The sequence below is a fragment of the Streptomyces sp. NPDC049577 genome, assembly GCF_040675635.1.
Lineage (GTDB): Bacteria > Actinomycetota > Actinomycetes > Streptomycetales > Streptomycetaceae > Streptomyces.
Window position 1 is genome coordinate 1 of sequence record NZ_JBFAPH010000115.1, and the last position, 17,653, is coordinate 17,653.

A 17,653-nucleotide genomic window follows, 5' to 3' on the forward strand; every position below is an offset into this window, starting at 1 on the left:
GCCCCTGGCCCCACCCCGAAGAGGCCCGCCTGGAAGGCGTGCTGACCCTCCGCACCAGCGACGAGACGGCCCGCCTCGCAGGACTCCTCGACGCGACGCCCGGCCGGGTGCTCGTGATCGGCGCCGGGTTCCTCGGATCGGAGATCGCCTCCGCCTGCCGGGAACGCGGCCTGCCGGTGACGGTCGCCGAACGCGGGCCGGCACCCCTCGTCGGGGCACTCGGCGGCACACTCGGCGCGTACGCGGCGAAACTCCAGCGCGCGCACGGCGTCGACCTGCGCTGCGGAGTGACCGTCACCCGGCTGGTGGGCAGCGGCGGCCGGCTCGTCGGGGCCGAGTTCTCCGACGGCGGCCGGATCGACGCCGACGTCGCCGTGGTCGCGCTCGGCGCGGTCCGCAACACCGAATGGCTGGCCGGCTCCGGCCTGGCCGCCGGACCGCGCGGCGTGGCCTGCGACGCCGGGTGCCGCGCCTTCGACATGTACGGCATCGTCACCGACGACGTCTTCGTCGCCGGCGACGTCGCCCGCTTCCCGCACCCCCTCTTCGAATACCAGATGCTGTCCCTCGAACACTGGGGCAACGCCCTCGCCCAGGCGGAGATCGCGGCCCACAACATGGTCAGCCCCGCCCCGGACCGGCGCCCGCACCTGGCCGTGCCCGCCTTCTGGTCCAGCCAGTTCGGCATGAACATCAAGTCCGTGGGCGTGCCCACCTTCTCCGACCGGGTGGTCGTCGCCCAGGGCTCACCGGAGGAGGGCCGCCTCGTCGCCGTCTACGGCTACCGGGGCCGCGTCACCGCCGCAGTCAGCGTCAACCGGGCCAAGTGGCTGGAGCACTACCTGCGCCTGATCGAGACGGCGGCCCCCTTCCCGCCCGGCCCCGGCGCGGCCGACGCGCCCCCCGCCGCCGAGCCCGTGCCCTCCGACGTACCGGACCCCAAGGTGCTCTCCCACGGCCCCACCGTCGCCCTCACCGGCCACGTGCCGGACCGGCGGCTCACCCTCGTACGCGACGAACAGCCCTGATGCGAGGAGCGGCGTCCATGTCCACCGAAACCCTCTTCCAGCGGATCACCGCCTACGAGAACCGCCCCGACCCCTACCCGCTCTACGCCGAACTCCGCGAGCACGGCGTGGCACGGCAGGAGGACGGCAGCTACCTGGTGGGCACGTACGACGAGATCGCGGCCCTGCTCCACGACCCGCGCGTCAGCTCCGACTTCCGCAACCGCGCGGAACCGGACGAGGCCGTGCTCCAGGCCCTGCGCGAGAGCAAGCTGCCGCCCGCCTTCATCGGCGTCGACGACCCCGAGCACGACCGGCTCCGCCGCATCGCCATGCGCCCCTTCGGCCCGCCCCACTCGCCCCACCGCATCGACGACCTGCACGACGACATCGCCCGCATCGCCGGGGAACTCGCCGACGACCTCCGCGACAAGGACCGGGCCGACCTCGTCGACGACTTCGCCTACCCCCTGCCGGTCACTGTCATCTGCCGGCTGCTCGGCGTCCCCCGCCAGGACGTGCCGCGCATCCGCGCCTGGACGAACGCGGTGATCGCCGGCCTCGACGTCACCCCCGGCCACGACGACCCCGCGCAGCGCCGCCGCGCCGCCTTCGAGGCCCGCGACGCCATGGCCGACTACCTGGGTGACCTGGCCGAGGACCGCCGCAGCCACCCCTCCGACGACCTCCTCTCCGCCCTCGTCCACGACGAGGGCCCGGACGGACGGCTGACCGGGCCCGAACTGAAGGCCACCGGGGTCCTGCTGCTCATCGCCGGGCACGAGACGACCGTCAACCTCATCACCAACGGCATGCTCACCCTGCTGCGCCACCCCGGCGCGCTGGCGCTGCTGCGCGACGACCCGGCCCTGATGCCCGGCGCCGTGGAGGAGCTGCTGCGCTACGAACCGCCCGTCCACCTGCTGCCCTCGCGCACCCCGCTCGCCGACATCGAGGTCGGCGGCGTCACCGTGCCCCGGGGCGCCGCGCTGACCCTCGTCCTCGCCTCCGGCAACCGCGACCCCCTGCGCTTCCCCGACGCCGACCGCTTCCTCCCCACCCGCGAGGACAACCGCCATTTCGGCTTCGGCAGCGGCGTCCACAACTGCTTCGGGGCACCGCTGGCCCGGCTGGAGACACAGATCGCGCTGAACACCCTCCTGGCGTGCCTGGACGCCCCCCGCCTCCTGGAGGATCCCCCGCCTTACCGGCGCAGCCCGATCCTCCGCGGACCCCGGCACCTGCCGGTGGGGCTGGGCGGATGAACCGATCTCCGGCGACCCGTGACTTCTGCCGGGATTCCCCGGTTGAGCACTGGGTGCCCTGAATTCGGCGCTCTTGACCCAGGGGAGGGAGACGGTCATGGAGGGTGCACAGGGGGACAAACGGGCCCGCACCGGCAGGCCGCCGATGCCCGAGCCGGTGGAACCCCGGCAGAAGCGGGCGGAACTGCGCTCGGCGTTCGAGGACACCTCGTTCCCGGCGCTGTGCAGGAAGATCCCGGCGCTGCTCCGGGAGATCGCGAAGATGGCCTGGGCCATCGACCGGCGCGACGTCCTCGTGCTGATCGGCTGTCAGCTCGCGTCCGGGCTGGCGGCCGGCGTGGTGCTCGCGGCCACCGCGCGCGCGATGGTGCCGATCCTCGGCGGCGGCCTGGTCCCCGAGCGGGTCCGGGAGGCCCTGCCCGCCCTGGCCGTGGTCGCCGCGGCCGCCGGCGCGGGCCGTGTCGCGTACGGGCTGGCCTCGTGGGCGGTGGCCCGGCTCAAGCCGCGGGTGATGACGGCCGCGGACACCGCCCTCGTACGGGCCATGCTGTCCGTGGAACTGGAGGCCTTCAACCGGGCCTCCTTCGCCGAGGAGCACGAGCACGCCGAGACCGGGGTCATGCGCTGCGAACGCATGCTCTACGACGCGCAGGCCTTCATGGCGGCCATGATCCGGCTGTTCGCGGCGTTCAGCGTGGTCACGGCCCTGCACCCGCTGATGCTCCCCGTCCTGGCCCTCGCGGTGATGCCCTCGGGTGCCGGGGCCGTGGCCGAGGCCAAGATCGAGCACCGCACGCACTACGAGAACGCCGCGAACCGCAACCTCAAGGGGATGATGCGCTACCACATCACCACCGCGAACCTGGCGAACGAGGTGCGGGCCAACAGCATGCGCGCCTATCTGCTGTCCTGGTACGGCACCCTCTGCCGGCGCATCGACCAGCGGATCGTGTCGGCGGCCGGCCGGCAGCTGCACGCCAACCTCCTCGCGGCCGCCGCCGGCGGGCTGTGCCTGTGCGGGGCGTGGGCGACGCTCGTGTGGCTGACCGTCTCCGGCCAGGTGTCACTGGCCGTCTCGGCCACCGCCGTCGTCGCGGTGCGCACGGCGCTGGCGAACCTGACGAACGTGGTGCACTACTGCGCGTCCCTCTTCCACTCGACGCTGTTCCTGGGCGACTGGAAGCGCTTCGTGGACACCACCACTGCCGAGCTGGCCGTCGCGCGCGGGCCGCTGAAGGCGCCGGTCTGCCCGGAGACGATCCGCCTGGAGGACGTCACCTACGGCTATCCGAACAAACCCCGCCCGGCCGTCGACGGACTGTCCCTCACGCTCCGCCGGGGCGAGGTCGTCGCGATCGTCGGGGAGAACGGCTCGGGCAAGTCCACCCTCGTCAAACTCATCACCGGTCTGCACCTGCCCCACAAGGGCACCGTGACCTGGGACGGCGTGAACGTGGAGCACGCGGACCCCGACACGCTGTGGGAGCAGACGGGCCTGGTGCCACAGTTCTTCGCCTGCTGGCCCCTGCCCTGCCGGGAGAACGTCACCCTCGGCCAGCCCACCACCTGGGACGACGAAGCGGTCTGGGGCGTCCTGGAGGCGGTCGGCATGCGCGAGGCCGTCGAGGAACTCCCCGAGGGTCTCGACACCCTGCTGGCTCGCGAGGTCTGGGGAGGCGTCACCCTCTCCGGCGGCCAGTGGCAGCGCATCGCCTGCGGCCGCGCGGTCTACCGCCGGCCCGCGGTGCTCGTCATGGACGAGCCCACCTCCGAGATGGACGCCCGCGGGGAGCACCGCGTCTTCCAGCTCCTCAAGGACATGGCCGGCGACCGCATCACGATCGTCGTCACGCACCAGCTCGAGAACACCAGGATCGCCGACCGGATCATCGTCATGGAACAGGGCCGGATCACCGAGCAGGGCACCTTCGACCAGCTCGCCCGCGCCGGCGGTCTCTTCCAGGAGCTCCACGAGCTCAAACAGGACCGCTGACAGGCGGCCGGGATGTGCCGGGCGTCCCGGTTTCCGGGCATCTGGGATCAGGACTTGGGCTCTGTTCGGTCGCGAGTCAGTCACAGTGTTACCGACGGTATGGCCAGGTGGGAGGGTGTTGCCTAGCGTGTCGCGGGCTCGCCGACGGCGCCGCGAACCATGGCGCCGTCTCCCTGCGACATGATCGAGAGAAGCCATAGTGAAGCTCCATCGCGCCCGCACCGCCGCCGTGTCCGCCTGCGCCCTCGCCGCCCTGACCGGTGTGGGCGTCAGCGGCTGCAGCGGCGATCCGGGAGGGCAGAACTCGGCGTCCGGCTCGAGTGCGAAGCCCGCCGCCGGCGGCGCGTCCCGTGCCGACGACAGTCGTGACGCCATGAAGGACGTCGAGATCTCCGAGTGCGGATATGTCGACAAGAAGGGCATAGCGGCCAAGGTGAGCGCCATCAACGGCGATGCGACGGTGACCTACAGCTATGAGGTCACCGTGAACTTCACGGCCGCCGACGGCACCTCCGTGGGCACCCAGACCACCTCCCTCCCCTTCGTCCGGCCCGGCCGCGGTGACACCCTCGACGTCATGGCCCCGTACACGCCCAAGGCGGGCGCCTCCACCAGCGGCGTCAAGTGCGAGGTGGCCAAGGTGGTCCGCACCACCGGCTGAGCGTCCTGCCGCGCCGGCGCGTCCGGTTCACGCGGGGCGGCGGGGCCGCCCGCCGACGAGCGTGACCGCCTCCGCGCCGGCGCGGCAGCCCCGCCGGGCGGCCTCCACCGCGTCGGCGCCGGCCAGGCGGCCGACGAGGAACGCCCCGGTGAAGGCGTCGCCCGCCCCGGTGGTGTCCACGGCGGTGACCGGCTCGGCCGGCACCCGCGCGACGAGCTTCCCGGAGGAGGCCACCAGCGCGCCGCCCCGGCCCTGCGTGGCGACGACGAGCGGGAAGAGCCGGCTGAGCTTGGCCGCCGCGTCGGCCGGCTCCGGCAGTCCGGTGAGCAGCGCGGCCTCGTCGTGGCTCGGCAGCAGGACGTCCGCCCCCGCGACGGCTGCGAGGAAGCGGTCCACCCCGAAGCGGGCGATGAAGCCCGCCGAGGCCGGATCGACGCTCACCGGCACCGAGCGCGCGCGGGCCGCCTCCATCGCCAGCCGGGCCGCCGCACGGCTGGCGCCGGCGAAGAAGAGATAGCCGGACACGTGCAGATGGCCGGCTCCCGACAGGAGCCCGGCACGCCAGTCGGCGGCCGACAGGCGCAGCACCGCCCCGCTGTCGGTGAGGAACGTCCGTTCGCCGTCCGCGCCGACCAGACAGACGACGGTGCCGGTGGCGGCATCGGGGTCGACGACCAGATGCGGGCGCACGTCGGCCGCGCGCAGCGCGCGTTCGTGCCCCTCCGCCGCATCCGCCCCCACCCGGGCGAGCAGGCGCACGTCCCGGGCCCCCGTGTGGGCGGCCCAGCAGGCCACGTTCGCGCCCGCGCCGCCCGGCAGCGTGGCGATGCGGGCCGCCGTGTCGGTCGCGGGGACGAGCGGGGTGCGATGGCGGGCGACGACATCGGTGACCACGTCGCCGACGACGAGCAGGGCCCGGCCCGCGGGACCGGTCATGAGGCGTACGCGACCGCGATGCGCGCCGCCAGCCGTACGTTGTTCCGCACCGCCGCCAGGTTGGCCTCCAACGACGCGCCGTGCGTGTGCCGGACGAGGTGGTCGAGGAGGAAGGGGGTGACCGCCTGGCCGGTCACCTTCTCGCGCTCGCACGCGGCCAGCGCGTCGGCCAGCACCCGGTCGTGCAGGGCGGGATCCAGCTGCTGGTCCGCCGGCACGGGGTTCGCGACGATCAGCCCCGAGGGCGGTCCGCCGAGCACGTCCTGGGCGCGCAGCACGTCGGCCACCTCGGCCGCCGAATCGGCCGTCCAGTCGACGGGCTCACCGGAACCCCGGCAGTAGAAGCCCGGGAACTCCCTCGTCCGGAATCCCAGCACCCCGACGCCCAGCGTCTCCAGCCGTTGCAGCGTCGCCGGCACGTCCAGGACCGACTTCACCCCCGCGCACACCACCGCGATCCGCACCCCGGCCAGCAGCCGCAGGTCCGCCGACTCGTCCTGGGTCCGCGTCCACCCGCGATGCACCCCGCCCAGGCCCCCCGTCGCGAAGACGCGGATGCCGGCCCGCGCCGCCAGGAAGGCGGTCGCCGACACCGTCGTCGCGCCGCTCGCCCCCGTCGCCACGGCCGGCGCCAGATCGCGGTGCCCCAGCTTGCGGATGTCGTCCCCGCCCGCCACGCGCGCCAACTGCGCCTCGTCGAGCCCGATGCGGGGCCGCCCGTCGAGCACCGCGACCGTCGCGGGAACGGCACCGCCGTCCCGCACCAGCTCCTCCAGCTCCCGCGCCACATCGAGGTTCCCCGGCCGCGGCAGCCCGTGCGCGATGATCGTCGACTCCAGGGCGACGACCGGCCGGCCACGGTCCAACGCCCGTCGCACCTCGTCCGATACGCCCGGCAGTCGCTCGCCCGCCACCTTCGTCATCGCCGGCCCCTTCCACCCCGCCATGAACGGTGCTGCTCACCGGACACCCGGCGTCCAGAGCCGTTCCCCGCCCCGCGGTGCCCGAAGCCTCCGCACCGCGAAAGGGCGCGTTCCGGTGGCAGGTGCCGGCGTCGTCACGCGACCCCGAAGCGCACCGGCAGCCGGGACAGCCCCCGGATCAGTCCGGGCCGCCACAGCGGGTCCGCCGGACCGGCGTCCAGGGCGAGGTCCGGGAAGCGGTCGAGGAGCGCCGAGAAGGCGACCTCGGCCTCCAGCCGGGCGAGCGGCGCGCCCAGGCAGTGATGGACGCCGTGACCGAACGCCAGATGCCCGCCACCGGCCGGGCGCCGGCGGATGTCGAAGCGGTCCGGCTCCGGGAATCGGCCCGGGTCGCGGGAGGCCGAACCCAGGATGACCAGGACGGCCTCACCGGCCGGGACGGTCACGCCGCCGATCTCCAGCGGCTCCGCGGTCCAGCGGTAGGCGGCAGAGGTCACCGGCCCCTCGTACCGCAGCATCTCCTCGATCGCCCCGGCGAGCAGCGACCGGTCCGCGCGCAGCGCGGCCAGCTGTTCCGGGTGCGTGAGCAGGGCGTACGTCCCGTTGGCGAGCAGATTGACCGTGGTCTCGTGGCCGGCGACGAGCAGCACGAAGGCCATCCCGAGCAGTTCGTCCGCGGGAAGCGGCCGGCCCGTGGCGTCCTCGGCCCGGACCAGCGCGCTGAGCAGGTCCGGGCCGGGCGCGTGCCGCTTGGCCCGGAGCAGCTCGGTGAGATACGCGGTCATCGCCCCGGCCGCCTCGGCGGCGGAGGCCGCGGAAGGGGCGAAGACCATCCGGTGCGACCAGTCGTGGAAGTCCCCGTGGTCCGCCTCCGGCACGCCCAGGAGCTCCCCGATGACGGCCACGGGCAGCGGCAGCGCGAGGGAGGCGACGAGGTCGGCCCGGCCGAGCGGGGCGACGGCGTCGAGAAGCCCGGCGGTGACCTGTTCGACGCGCGGTCTGAGCGCTTCCACGCGGCGGGCCGTGAACTCCCGCGCCACGACGCCGCGCAGCCGCGTGTGGACGGGCGGATCGGTCTGCAGCATGTTGCGTCCGATGGCGTGCCCGCCGTCGGAGGCCCAACGGGACGAGTGGCGCACGTCATTGCTCAGCCGGGGATCGGTCAGCGCGGCCCGCACCGCGTCGTACCCGACGACCACCCACACGTCGCCGGCGCCCTCGGTCGGTACCCGGTGCACCGGGCCCTTCTCGCGCAGCCGGGCGTAGACGGGATAGGGGTCGGCGGCGAAGTCCACGCCGTCCGGGGCCAGGGCCTGCAGATCGGGCATCGTGCTCACGGGTGTGCCGTCCCTTCGTCGTCCAAAAACCGGGGAGTGCTCCCCGTTTTGTTGGACCGTAGCAGCTAACCGGGGAGTGGTCCACGCTTGACTGCTAGGGTGCGGACGACGACGCCGGCAACGACAACCGCGAAGGGAGCCCGGGGAGATGGTGAACGTCGACGACACCGGACGGGGCGCGACCCGCGGCTCCGGCAACCAGGGGGCACCCCTGCGCCGGGACGCCCGGCGCAACCGCGAACTCCTCATCGCCGCCGCCCGCGCGTCGTTCGCCGAGCAGGGGCTGGGCGCCCCGCTCGACGACATCGCACGCCGGGCCGGCGTGGGCAACGCCACCCTCTACCGGCGCTTCCCCACCCGGGGCGCGCTCATCGAGGCGGTCTTCGGCGACATGCTGACCGGCACGCTGCGCCGCGGCGCCGAGGCCCGTGACGCCGACGACCCCTGGGACGGCCTCGTCCGCTACCTGGAGCACATCTTCGCGACCCTGGCCGCGGACCGGGGCACCAACGACCTGATGACCACCGGCATCCCGGACATCCCCTCCCTCGATGCCCTCAAGGCCCACCACCACGAGACGATCTCGCTGCTGCTCGGCCGCGCCCGCGAGCAGGGCACCGTGCGCGGCGACGTCACCACCGAGGACCTGCTCCTCGCGCTGGCCGCGCTCGGCCGCGTCGTGCCCGCCGTCGTGACCGTCGCGCCCGACGCCTGGCGGCGCCAGCTGCACCTGCTCCTCGGCGGCCTGCGCGCCGAGGCGGCCGCCCCTCTGCCGGCCGCACCGCTCACCCCGGCCCAGCTCGCCGCCGCGCTCGGCGCCCTGGCCGGCCAGGAGTAGCCCGCCGCCGCGCCGCGCTCACACCTCCGGGCGCGTGAGAAGCGGCTCCGCCGGCACACGCCCGCGGAAAGCGGCCCGGTACGCCTGCGGGCTGGTGCCCACGACGCGGCGGAAGCGGTCCCGGAAGGCGGTCGGCGAGCCGAACCCCACCTGTCGCGCGACCCGTTCGACCGGATGGGACGTGTGCTCCAGCAGGTACTGCGCACGCCGCACCCGCGCCCGCAGCAGCCACTGCAGGGGAGTAGTGCCCGTCTGCTCGCGGAAGCGGCGGCTGAAGGTGCGGCTGCTCATGCCGGTCCGGGCGGCCATGACGTCCAGCGTCAGATCATGGGCGAGATTCTCCTCGACCCACTCCAGCAGCGGCTGGAGCAGCGAACCCCGGGGGACGGGCGGCTGCCGGTGGACGATGAACTGGGCCTGTCCGCCCTCGCGTTCCAGCGGCATCACCGCCACCCGTGCCGTCTCGGCAGCCACCGCCGACCCGAAGTCACGGCGGACCATGTGCAGGCACAGATCCAGACTCGCCGCCGCGCCGGCCGAGGTGAGGATCTGTCCGTTGTCCACGTAGAGCACGCCGGGCCGCACCTCGACCCGTGGGAACCGCCCCGCCAGCTCCTCGGCGGCGAGCCAGTGAGTGGTCGCGCCCAGCCCGTCCAGCAGGCCGCTCGCCGCCAGGACGAAGGCGCCGGTGCACAGCGAGGCGATGCGCGCCCCGGCCGCCGCCGCGGCCCGCAGCGCGGCGAGCACCTCCTCCGGCGGCGCCGCCGCCTCCTCCGCGCAGCCCGGAACGATGACCGTGTCCGCGCCCGAGAGCCCCTCCAGCCCCCACGCCGCGCGCAGTGTGAACGCCTCGCAGGTCACCTCGGGGGAAGGTGAACAGACCCGCACCCGGTAGGGCCGGCTCCCGTCCGGCAGCCGGGTGCGCCCGAAGACCTCGAGCGGCGTGGCCATGTCGAACGGGACGACGTCGTCCAGCGCCAGAACCGCCACCGTATGCATGCGGTGCACCCTAACCGGCCCGGCGCCCTTGGCGAGAATCCGTCGAAGGTTGTCATTCCAGCCCGTGGGACCGCCCGGAACCGCCGCCTAGCGTGGGCGCAGTCGAGAGCGCGAGGGACGCCGAGCGCGAGAAACACAGCAGAGAGAGGCCCCCCATGCTCGCCCAATTCATCCTGTTCGACGGATTCGATCCCCTGGACGTCATCGCCCCCTACGAGGTCTTCCACTGCGCGGGCATGCTCACCGGCGGCGCCGTCCGGGCGGAACTCGTCTCCGCGGAAGGCCCCCGGGACGTCCCCGCGGGCATTCCGTCCGTGAGCCTGCGGGCCACCGCCCGTCTCGACCCCGAACGGGCCGACGTCATCGTCATCCCCGGCGCCGTCGGCGACCTGCGCGACCCCGAGGAGGAACGGGATCGCACCATCCCGGCGATCCTCCGCCGCGCTCTGACGACCGACCTGCCGCGCCTGGCCGAGCAGGCGCTACGGCGCGACGACACCCTGGTCGCGACCGTCTGCGGAGGCTCGTTGATCCTCGGCATGGCGGGACTCGTCGAGGGGCGGCCCGCCGCCACCCACCATCTGAGCGCGGACGCCCTCGCCGCCACGGGCGTGAACGTCGTGGACGCCCGCGTCGTCGACGACGGCGACCTCGTCACCGGCGGCGCCGTCACCTCCGGCCTGGACGTCGCCCTGCACCTCATCGAGCGCGAGACGGGCCCCCGGATCGCCCACGCGGTGGAGAAGGTCTTCGCCCACGAGCGCCGCGGCACCGTCTGGTCGTCCCGCGGTCCTGCCCCCGTGCTCAGCGCCTGACCCGGCGCCGGACGCGCCGGCGCCGACCGGCGGCACGTGCCCTAAGGATTGATGCCGTCGAACTGCAGCACCCAGTAGGGCGGCTCGTGCATCCTCCCGTTCCACTGCGACACCATCAGCGTCAGGGAGTTCGCGCCCGCGCTGCCGGGGTGGATGTAGCCGCCGTAGAGGAACGGGACCTGCGGCCTGCCCCAGTGGTGGGGCGGCCGGTTGTCACCGACGATCTGCACCTTGGGCGCGGTCCACACCGCGTCCGGACGGGGCGCGGTCCGGGTGCAGATCGCGTAGTCGGTGACGTCGAAGTAGCTCATGCAGTACCTGTCGCCGATGCGCTTGACGGAGAACTCCCCGATGTTGTTCCCGGTCAGAATGGCGGACGGCGGTGCCGACGTGGTCCACCGCCAGGCGCCGTCGACGAACGCCCAGTTCTGCTGGGCACCGAAGTTCCCGTCACGGAAATCGCCCGGCTGGATGCGGAACAGCTGGATCGCGCCGCCGTCGCCCGGGTTCCAGTGGCTTCCGTTCCATCGCTTCGAGAAGATGTACAGCCAGCCGTCGGGATCGATGCCCGCGAACGACCACATGCCGTACATGGACTGGTTCACCCCCTGCGCGTCACCGGCCCAGTGGTAGGGGTAGTCGTTCCAGGTCACGCCGTGGTCGTCGGAGAAGGCGACCCCCGACATCAGCGAACCGTCGTGCCCCTCCGGCACCTTCTCCTTCTCCCAGGAGGCCACGGACGTGTACTGGAGGTAAGTGCGTCCGCCGAACTCGATGCAGTCGTTCGGAATCCGGCTGACCTCGAAGCCGAAGCCGTTGTCGTCGCTGTGCCGGTAGTCGAACAACTGGTTCGCCTGCCCGCCGGTGGGCATCGCCCAGGTGAACGAGACCGGTGCGCCGCCGGACGCGTCGAACCGGTCCTGGCAGAGCATCACCGGGGACCCCAGATACGGATCGTTCTGCTGCATCTGCGCCCAGGAGTCACCGAACACGTAGCCCCACGTGCCGTCGTGCTCCCGGTAGTACGGAATGCCGAGATCACCGGAGCCGAGCCCCTGACGGCTCGCCGAGTCCCCGGGCTGGTCGCACAGCGGCGTACCGCTCTGGAACGCGGCCGCCGCGGCGGCCGGCGCGCCGATCAGCCCCGCGCCGCCCAGAGCGAGCCCCGCTCCCGCCTTGAGCACGCCCCGCCGGCCGACGACCGGACCACGTCGCCCCGGCTGCGATGAACCGAACATCCGACCGCCTCCACGCGTATCCGCCTGCTCACTCCCGTGCCGCACGGTAGAGACGTGCCGGACGGGACGGTCGGACGAGGGAACGCCACGTCCGAAACCTTGCGCACATCGGCCGGAACGGCCGTCTTGGACCGGACCAGGAGCCGGCCTATCGCCGCCGCCCGGACGAGGCGGTCAGCCGACGGTGACCGCCAGGCCGGTGGACTCGTCGAAGCGGACGGTGACGGCGGTGAGGTCGCCCGTCACGGCGTCCGCCTTCAGATCCTGCTCGGAGTGGGTCGTGGTCAGGGCGAGGGTCGCCATGCCGGCCGCCCGGGCGGCGTCGAGGCCGACGGGCGCGTCCTCGACGACCAGGCAGCGGGCGGGATCCACGCCGAGACGCTCGGCGGCCAGCAGGAAGGGAGCCGGGTGGGGCTTGTGGCGGGTGGTGTCCTCCGCGGTGATCAGGCACTTCGGGTCGATGCCCGCCCGGGCGAGGCGCGCCGCGGCGACCCGCCGGGTGCCGGAGGTCACGACGGCCCAGCGGTCCGCGGGCAGCGCGGCCAGCACCTCGACGGCGCCGGGCACGGGCGTGACGCCGCCCGCCGCGGCGACCTCGGCGTCCTCGAGGCGCCGAAGCGCCTCCGCGACCCGGTCGGCGGGCAGGAGGTCACCCACGATCGCGGCCGCCGGCCGGCCGTGGACCCCGACGCGGAGGACGTCCTCGGGGGTCAGGCCGTACGAGGTGACCCACTCGGTCCACGCCGGGACGACGGTCCGCACGGAGTGGATCAGTGTCTCGTCGCTGTCGAAGAGCACGGCATCCAGGGAAAAACGCACGCGCGGCAGCGTACTCGAGCCCGATCCGGCGCCTTCCGCCTCGTACTCAGTGGCCGGCGGCCGGCTGGAAACAGCCGCCCTCCGGGTACAGGCCGTTGGTCGTCACCTGGTAGTTCGTCTTCTGCACGAACGCCGTGACGCAGGCGTCCTCGTGGACGCGCAGGGCGACCTCGGCGCCCTCGGGCCTGACGTAGTGGTCGGTCTCCCAGCGCGAGTCCAGCTCCCGCACGGTGAGCGTCCCGCCGAGCCGTTCGCCCTTGGGCCCGTGCCGCTCCTCCTCGTAGCCGAGCCCGAGCAGCGCCGCGCGCACGCTCGCCGGGTCCCACTTCTTCTCCTCCCAGAGCCGCTTGATGACGGGCTCGATGCGGTCGGCCTCCTTCTTCGCGTCCTTGGCGTCGGCCGGGGACATCTCGCCCTCGATGCGGAAGCCGTTGTTCTCGCGGTAGTGCGGGGCACCGTCACCGGCTCCGGGCTCCACGTAGGGGGAGGCGGGGGAAGCCGTCGGGACGGAACTCGCGGACGGGCTCGGGGCGGCGCCGGCCGCCGAGCCCGTGGCGTGCTCCGTGCCGCACGCGGTCAGGAATATGGCGGTACCCAGGAGAACAGCCGTCGCGGCGCGATGCCCGAGGCGTCCAGGTGTCGAGGTCGGCATGGGGTGACTCTGCCATGACACCACCCGGCCGCACCGCCCCCGTCACCGCTCGGGCCCCGCGTCCGGCCGGGCGGCCGGTGGGTAGTGTGGGGGCCATGAGTCATCCGGTCCCCGACACCCTGGCGTATCTGGCCGGACGGTGGACTGTCACCCGTGCCCTCGAAGACCTGTCGACCGGGGCCACGGGGCGATTCCTCGGAACGGCCGACATCCAGCCGTCCGACGACGGCGCCCGCGCGCTCCTCGTCGAGGACGGCGAACTGGTCTGGGCCGCCACGGCCAACCGGGCCGGCCGCACCCTGCGGCTGCTGCCGCGGCCGGACGGCACGGCCGAGGTGACGTTCGCCGACGGCCGCCCCTTCCACGACCTCGATCTGCGTTCCGGCCGCTGGGCCGTGCACCACCCCTGCGGCCGCGACCGCTACGAGGGCGTGTTCACCGTCGTCTCGCCCCACGAGTGGCGGGTGCGCTGGCGCACCGTCGGCCCGGCCAAGGACCACCTGCAGCAGTCGGTCTACCGCCGCGCGTCCGGGACCCGTCACGCCGCGTCGTAGAGGCGGTGACCGTCGCTGAGCAGACCCGCCCGTTTGACGTGCCGCAGCACCGGAAGGACCTCCAGCCGGCGCACGGCCCGCAGGCCGCCGATCCCCTCGGTCATGTACCGGTAGAGGTCGCGTTCGTCGCGGCAGAGCACCGTCGCCGCCAGATTGGCGGACCCCGTCGTCGCCGCCGCGAAGGCGACCTGCGGGTGGTGGGCCAGCGCCCGGCCGGTCTCGGCCAGGTCGCCGGGATCGACCGTGGCGTGCAGCGCGGCCTCGGTCTGATAGCCCACGTGCCGGGGGAGGACCTCGACCTCGAAGATGAGGGCACCGAGCCGGCGCAACTGCTCCAGCCGGCGCCGGACCGTGGACTCCGAGCGGCCCGCCGCCCGGGCGAGTTCGGGGTAGGAGGCCCGCCCGTCGCGCGACAGCACGCCCAGCACGGCGTGGTCCTGGGCATCGAGGCCGACGACGCCGGCCTCGGCCCCGGCCTCCGCCGGAGGCGGCGTCAGCGCCCGGATCTGCTGCTCCGTGAGTGTCCTCTCGCCCAGCCAGCGGACGGAACCGGCGGTATAGCGGTGCAGCATGCTCTGCGCGGAGACCCCGGTGACCTGGAGGGTGCGCGGCAGCTTGCGCAGCAGCAGCGCCTCGTGGTCCTCGCGGGTGCGTGAGGCGACCAGGCAGCCCACCTCCGTGCCACCCGCGAAGATCTTGACCCAGCCGGTGTCCGGACGGCGGGCCAGCGCCTCGGCGATACCCACGGCCGCGCCGGGGGCGCACTGGATGCGCAGCCGGGACTCGAACAGTCCCACCCGGTCACCGACGGGCAGCCCGAGCACCCGCACCAGCCCGGCCCCCCGCAGCCGCCGGTACCGGCGGATGACCGTCTGGTCGGTGGTCCCCAGGACCGTGGCGATGCGGCTGAAGGCGGCGCGCCCGTCGACCATCAGCGCGTGCACCAGCTGCCGGTCGAGCAGATCGAACAATTCATGATCAGTGGAATCCGTTGCCATGGACTCCATGATGTCGGATTCCGCTGCAAAGAGTGCCTTGGGTTCTGGGAACCGGTCGCACCGTGCGAGGTTCGAGCCCGGAAACGCGAAGGAAATCGCGGAAACCCGCAAAAACAAGCACAGGAAACACGAAACATGGAGGTTTCGGTCATGCGTAAGTGGCTGCCGCTCGCCGCGGTGTGCCTGGGGACGTTCATGCTGCTGGTGGACGTCACGATCGTCGTCGTGGCACTGCCCGGCATGGCGAAGAGCCTGCACACCTCCTTCGCGGACGTGCAGTGGGTGATGGACGTCTACGCACTGGCGCTCGCCGCCCTGCTGCTCGGCGCCGGCGCGGTGGCCGACCGGCTCGGTCACCGCCGCGTCTACGGAAGCGGGCTGGCCCTGTTCGCGCTCGCCTCGCTGGCCTGCGCCCTGGCGACCGGTCCCCAGGCGCTGATCGCCTTCCGGGCGGTGCAGGGCGTCGGCGGCGCCGCGATGCTCGCGACGACCACCGCCCTGATCGGCCGGATCTACCACGGGCGGGACCGGGGCGTGGCCTTCGGTGTCTGGGGAGCGGTCAGCGGCGCCGCGTCGGCGGCCGGCCCGATCCTGGGCGGCGTACTGACGGAGCACCTCGACTGGCGCTGGATCTTCTTTGTGAACCTGCCCATCAGCGTGCTCGCCATCGTGATGACCCTCCGCTTCGTCCCCGTACTGCCCGGTGCACGCTCCCGTGGAGTGGACCTGCCGGGCACGGCGGCCTTCACCGTCGCCGCAGGCGGCGTCACCTACGCCATGATCAAGGGCGGCGACTACGGCTGGTCCTCGGCCCCGACCCTGGGCCTGTTCGCCGCCTCCGGCGTCGCGCTGGCCGTCTTCGTGGCCGTCGAGCGGCGCCGCGAGCATCCGCTCGTCGACCTCGCCCTCTTCCGGCGCGGGGCCTTCTCGGGGCTGATGGCCGTCGCGGTGCTGCTGTCCGTCGCCGCCTTCTCCTACCTCGCCTACGTCTCCCTGTGGCTGCAGTCGGTCAAGGGCATGGGGCCGGTGGCCGCCGGTGCGGCGTGCGTGCCCATGAGCGCGGCGGCGTTCGTCGTCGCCTCGCTCGCGGGCCGCTTCCTGCAGGGCGTCGCGCCGCGCTGGACGATCGGGTCGGGCATGCTGCTCATCGGGGCCGGCGCGCTCCTCCAGGCCACCGTGGGATCCGGATCGGACTGGACGGTGCTGGTCCCGGGCATGACCGTGACCGGGCTCGGCGTGGGCCTGGCCACGCCCGTGCTCGCGTCGACCGCGATGGCCTGCGTCGCGCCGGAACGCGCCGGCATGGCGAGCGGCGCGGTCAACACCGCCCGCCAGCTCGGCAACGCCCTGGGCATCGCGCTCCTGGGCGTGGTCTTCCACGCCGGGCTGGCCGACGCGCTCCACGGACCGGCCGTGCCCGACCCGGCCGCCGCGGCGGACGCCCTCGCGGGAGGCCAGGCCGCCACCGTGCTCGCCGCGGCGGGCGCGGCCGGCCGGCAGCTGGCCCAGGAGGCCTTCGCCACCGGACTGCGCGAGACCTTCCTCGTCTCCGGGACGCTCGGACTCCTCGGCGGGCTGGTGGCCCTGCTGTTCGTCCGCCCCTTCACGGCACCCGCGCCCGTGGCGGCCGCCCGCCCCGCAGCCCGCGAGGCGGTGGCACCCGGTACGGGCGCGGCGGCGCGCTGAGCGTCGCCGGTGCCGGGCGCCGGGCGGTGAGCGCTACCGCCCGACCAGCGCGCGGGCGGCCCGCGCGATGTGGCCGCGGGAGATGCCCGCTTCGTCGAGGAGCTCGGCCGACGTACCCGAACCGGGCAGGTTCGTGACCGCGAGGTGGGTGAACGCCGGGGCGAGCCCCTCACTGACGAGGGCGGAGGCGACGGCCTCGCCGAGGCCCCCCTCGGGGTGGTGGTCCTCGGCGACGACCAGCGCGCCGGTCTCCCGCGCGGCCCGAGCGAGCGTCGCGGCATCGACGGGCTTGACGGAATACAGGTCGATGACGCGAGCGGCGATGCCGTCGTCGGCCAGCTCCTCGGCGGCGGCGAGGCATTCGTGCAGCGTGACGCCCGCACCGATCAGGGTGACGGCGTCGCCGTCACCGGAGCGCAGGGTCTTGGAGCCGCCGACCGGGAAGGACTCCCCGGAGGCGTACAGCACCGGGTAGGCGCCCCGCGTGGTGCGCAGGTAGGAGATGCCGGGCAGGTCGGCCATGGCGGCGGTCAGGGCCGCGGCGCAGGTGGCGTCGGCGGGGTACAGCACGGTGGAGCCGTGGACGGCCCGCATCATGGCCAGGTCCTCCAGACCCATCTGGGACGGGCCGTCGGCGCCGATCTCGACGCCGCAGTGGGTGCCGCACAGTGCCATGGTGATCTGCGAGACCGACGCCATGCGGATGAAGTCGTGGGCGCGGCTGAGGAAGGCCGCGAACGTGGTGGCGTAGGGGCGGTAGCCGCGCACGGCCATGCCGACGGCGGTCGCGATCATCTGCTGTTCGGCGATGTAGGTCTGGAAATGGCGCTCGGGGTGGGGAGAACGACCTGCCCCTGCCCGTGACGTACGCTCGGCAGAGGGCCACCGGCAGCCCGGGCATCACGCTGGAAGAGGCCGCCGACCTCCTCGGG

Annotated in this window: 16 protein-coding genes and 1 pseudogene; 8 read left to right on the forward strand and 9 right to left on the reverse strand. The window is 73.7% G+C overall.

Going from position 1 to position 17,653, the window contains the following annotated elements:
• The 4 genes from AB0K09_RS15260 to AB0K09_RS15275 all read left to right on the forward strand — a co-directional run.
• On the forward strand, window positions 1-1,028 hold a 1,028-nt coding region (locus tag AB0K09_RS15260), incomplete at its 5' end, for an FAD/NAD(P)-binding oxidoreductase (RefSeq protein WP_366065826.1).
• A gap of 17 nt (window positions 1,029-1,045) precedes the next feature.
• Window positions 1,046-2,272: a cytochrome P450 gene (locus AB0K09_RS15265; protein ID WP_366065827.1), complete on the forward strand. Its 1,227-nt coding sequence runs from the start codon at window positions 1,046-1,048 to the stop codon at window positions 2,270-2,272.
• 97 nt (window positions 2,273-2,369) lie between these two features.
• Window positions 2,370-4,265, forward strand: a complete 1,896-nt coding sequence (locus tag AB0K09_RS15270) for an ABC transporter ATP-binding protein (protein WP_366065828.1) — start codon at window positions 2,370-2,372, stop codon at window positions 4,263-4,265.
• A 199-nt stretch (window positions 4,266-4,464) separates the two neighbouring features.
• On the forward strand, window positions 4,465-4,926 hold the full coding sequence (locus AB0K09_RS15275; protein ID WP_366065829.1) for a hypothetical protein: 462 nt from the start codon (window positions 4,465-4,467) through the stop codon (window positions 4,924-4,926).
• 27 nt (window positions 4,927-4,953) lie between these two features.
• Here AB0K09_RS15275 and AB0K09_RS15280 read toward each other — a convergent pair whose 3' ends face one another.
• From AB0K09_RS15280 to AB0K09_RS15290, 3 genes are all read right to left on the reverse strand, one after another.
• Window positions 4,954-5,862 carry a PfkB family carbohydrate kinase gene (locus AB0K09_RS15280; protein WP_366065830.1) on the reverse strand — a complete coding sequence of 303 codons (909 nt, stop codon included), beginning with the start codon at window positions 5,860-5,862 and terminating at the stop codon, window positions 4,954-4,956.
• Complete coding sequence (locus AB0K09_RS15285; RefSeq protein ID WP_366065831.1) at window positions 5,859-6,785, reverse strand: pseudouridine-5'-phosphate glycosidase; 927 nt, start codon at window positions 6,783-6,785, stop codon at window positions 5,859-5,861. Before AB0K09_RS15285 ends, AB0K09_RS15280 begins: the two co-directional genes overlap by 4 nt.
• A gap of 134 nt (window positions 6,786-6,919) precedes the next feature.
• The gene (locus AB0K09_RS15290; RefSeq protein ID WP_366065841.1) at window positions 6,920-8,113 is read right to left on the reverse strand and encodes a cytochrome P450; all 1,194 of its coding nucleotides are present in this window, start codon (window positions 8,111-8,113) and stop codon (window positions 6,920-6,922) included.
• 157 nt (window positions 8,114-8,270) lie between these two features.
• Here AB0K09_RS15290 and AB0K09_RS15295 point away from each other — a divergent pair, with 157 nt between their 5' ends.
• Window positions 8,271-8,960 carry a helix-turn-helix domain-containing protein gene (locus AB0K09_RS15295; RefSeq protein ID WP_366065832.1) on the forward strand — a complete coding sequence of 230 codons (690 nt, stop codon included), beginning with the start codon at window positions 8,271-8,273 and terminating at the stop codon, window positions 8,958-8,960.
• Between the two features lie 18 nt (window positions 8,961-8,978).
• Here AB0K09_RS15295 and AB0K09_RS15300 read toward each other — a convergent pair whose 3' ends face one another.
• Window positions 8,979-9,959, reverse strand: a complete 981-nt coding sequence (locus AB0K09_RS15300; RefSeq protein WP_366065833.1) for a helix-turn-helix domain-containing protein — start codon at window positions 9,957-9,959, stop codon at window positions 8,979-8,981.
• A 155-nt stretch (window positions 9,960-10,114) separates the two neighbouring features.
• Between AB0K09_RS15300 and AB0K09_RS15305 the strand changes: the two genes are divergently transcribed.
• Window positions 10,115-10,774: a DJ-1/PfpI family protein gene (locus AB0K09_RS15305; RefSeq protein ID WP_366065834.1), complete on the forward strand. Its 660-nt coding sequence runs from the start codon at window positions 10,115-10,117 to the stop codon at window positions 10,772-10,774.
• 41 nt (window positions 10,775-10,815) lie between these two features.
• Here AB0K09_RS15305 and AB0K09_RS15310 read toward each other — a convergent pair whose 3' ends face one another.
• The 3 genes from AB0K09_RS15310 to AB0K09_RS15320 all read right to left on the reverse strand — a co-directional run bounded on the left by AB0K09_RS15310 (window position 10,816) and on the right by AB0K09_RS15320 (window position 13,483).
• Window positions 10,816-12,012, reverse strand: coding sequence for a DUF4185 domain-containing protein (locus AB0K09_RS15310; protein WP_366065835.1), 1,197 nt, complete (start codon window positions 12,010-12,012; stop codon window positions 10,816-10,818).
• 174 nt (window positions 12,013-12,186) lie between these two features.
• Entirely contained in the window at window positions 12,187-12,831 is a 645-nt protein-coding gene (locus AB0K09_RS15315; RefSeq protein ID WP_366065836.1) for an HAD-IA family hydrolase, read from the reverse strand.
• A gap of 46 nt (window positions 12,832-12,877) precedes the next feature.
• Window positions 12,878-13,483, reverse strand: coding sequence for a hypothetical protein (locus tag AB0K09_RS15320; RefSeq protein ID WP_366065837.1), 606 nt, complete (start codon window positions 13,481-13,483; stop codon window positions 12,878-12,880).
• 95 nt (window positions 13,484-13,578) lie between these two features.
• Between AB0K09_RS15320 and AB0K09_RS15325 the strand changes: the two genes are divergently transcribed.
• Window positions 13,579-14,037: a DUF6314 family protein gene (locus AB0K09_RS15325; RefSeq protein WP_366065838.1), complete on the forward strand. Its 459-nt coding sequence runs from the start codon at window positions 13,579-13,581 to the stop codon at window positions 14,035-14,037.
• Here the strand turns inward: AB0K09_RS15325 and AB0K09_RS15330 are convergent.
• Window positions 14,022-15,035 carry an AsnC family transcriptional regulator gene (locus tag AB0K09_RS15330; protein ID WP_366065839.1) on the reverse strand — a complete coding sequence of 338 codons (1,014 nt, stop codon included), beginning with the start codon at window positions 15,033-15,035 and terminating at the stop codon, window positions 14,022-14,024. The genes AB0K09_RS15325 and AB0K09_RS15330 overlap by 16 nt on opposite strands.
• Window positions 15,036-15,185: 150 nt before the next feature.
• Between AB0K09_RS15330 and AB0K09_RS15335 the strand changes: the two genes are divergently transcribed.
• Window positions 15,186-16,721: a DHA2 family efflux MFS transporter permease subunit gene (locus AB0K09_RS15335; protein ID WP_366065840.1), complete on the forward strand. Its 1,536-nt coding sequence runs from the start codon at window positions 15,186-15,188 to the stop codon at window positions 16,719-16,721.
• Window positions 16,722-16,754: 33 nt separating this feature from the next.
• Here AB0K09_RS15335 and AB0K09_RS15340 read toward each other — a convergent pair.
• Window positions 16,755-17,558 (reverse strand): annotated as a pseudogene (locus tag AB0K09_RS15340) (transketolase C-terminal domain-containing protein); the annotation flags it as partial.
• Window positions 17,559-17,653: the final 95 nt, after the last annotated feature.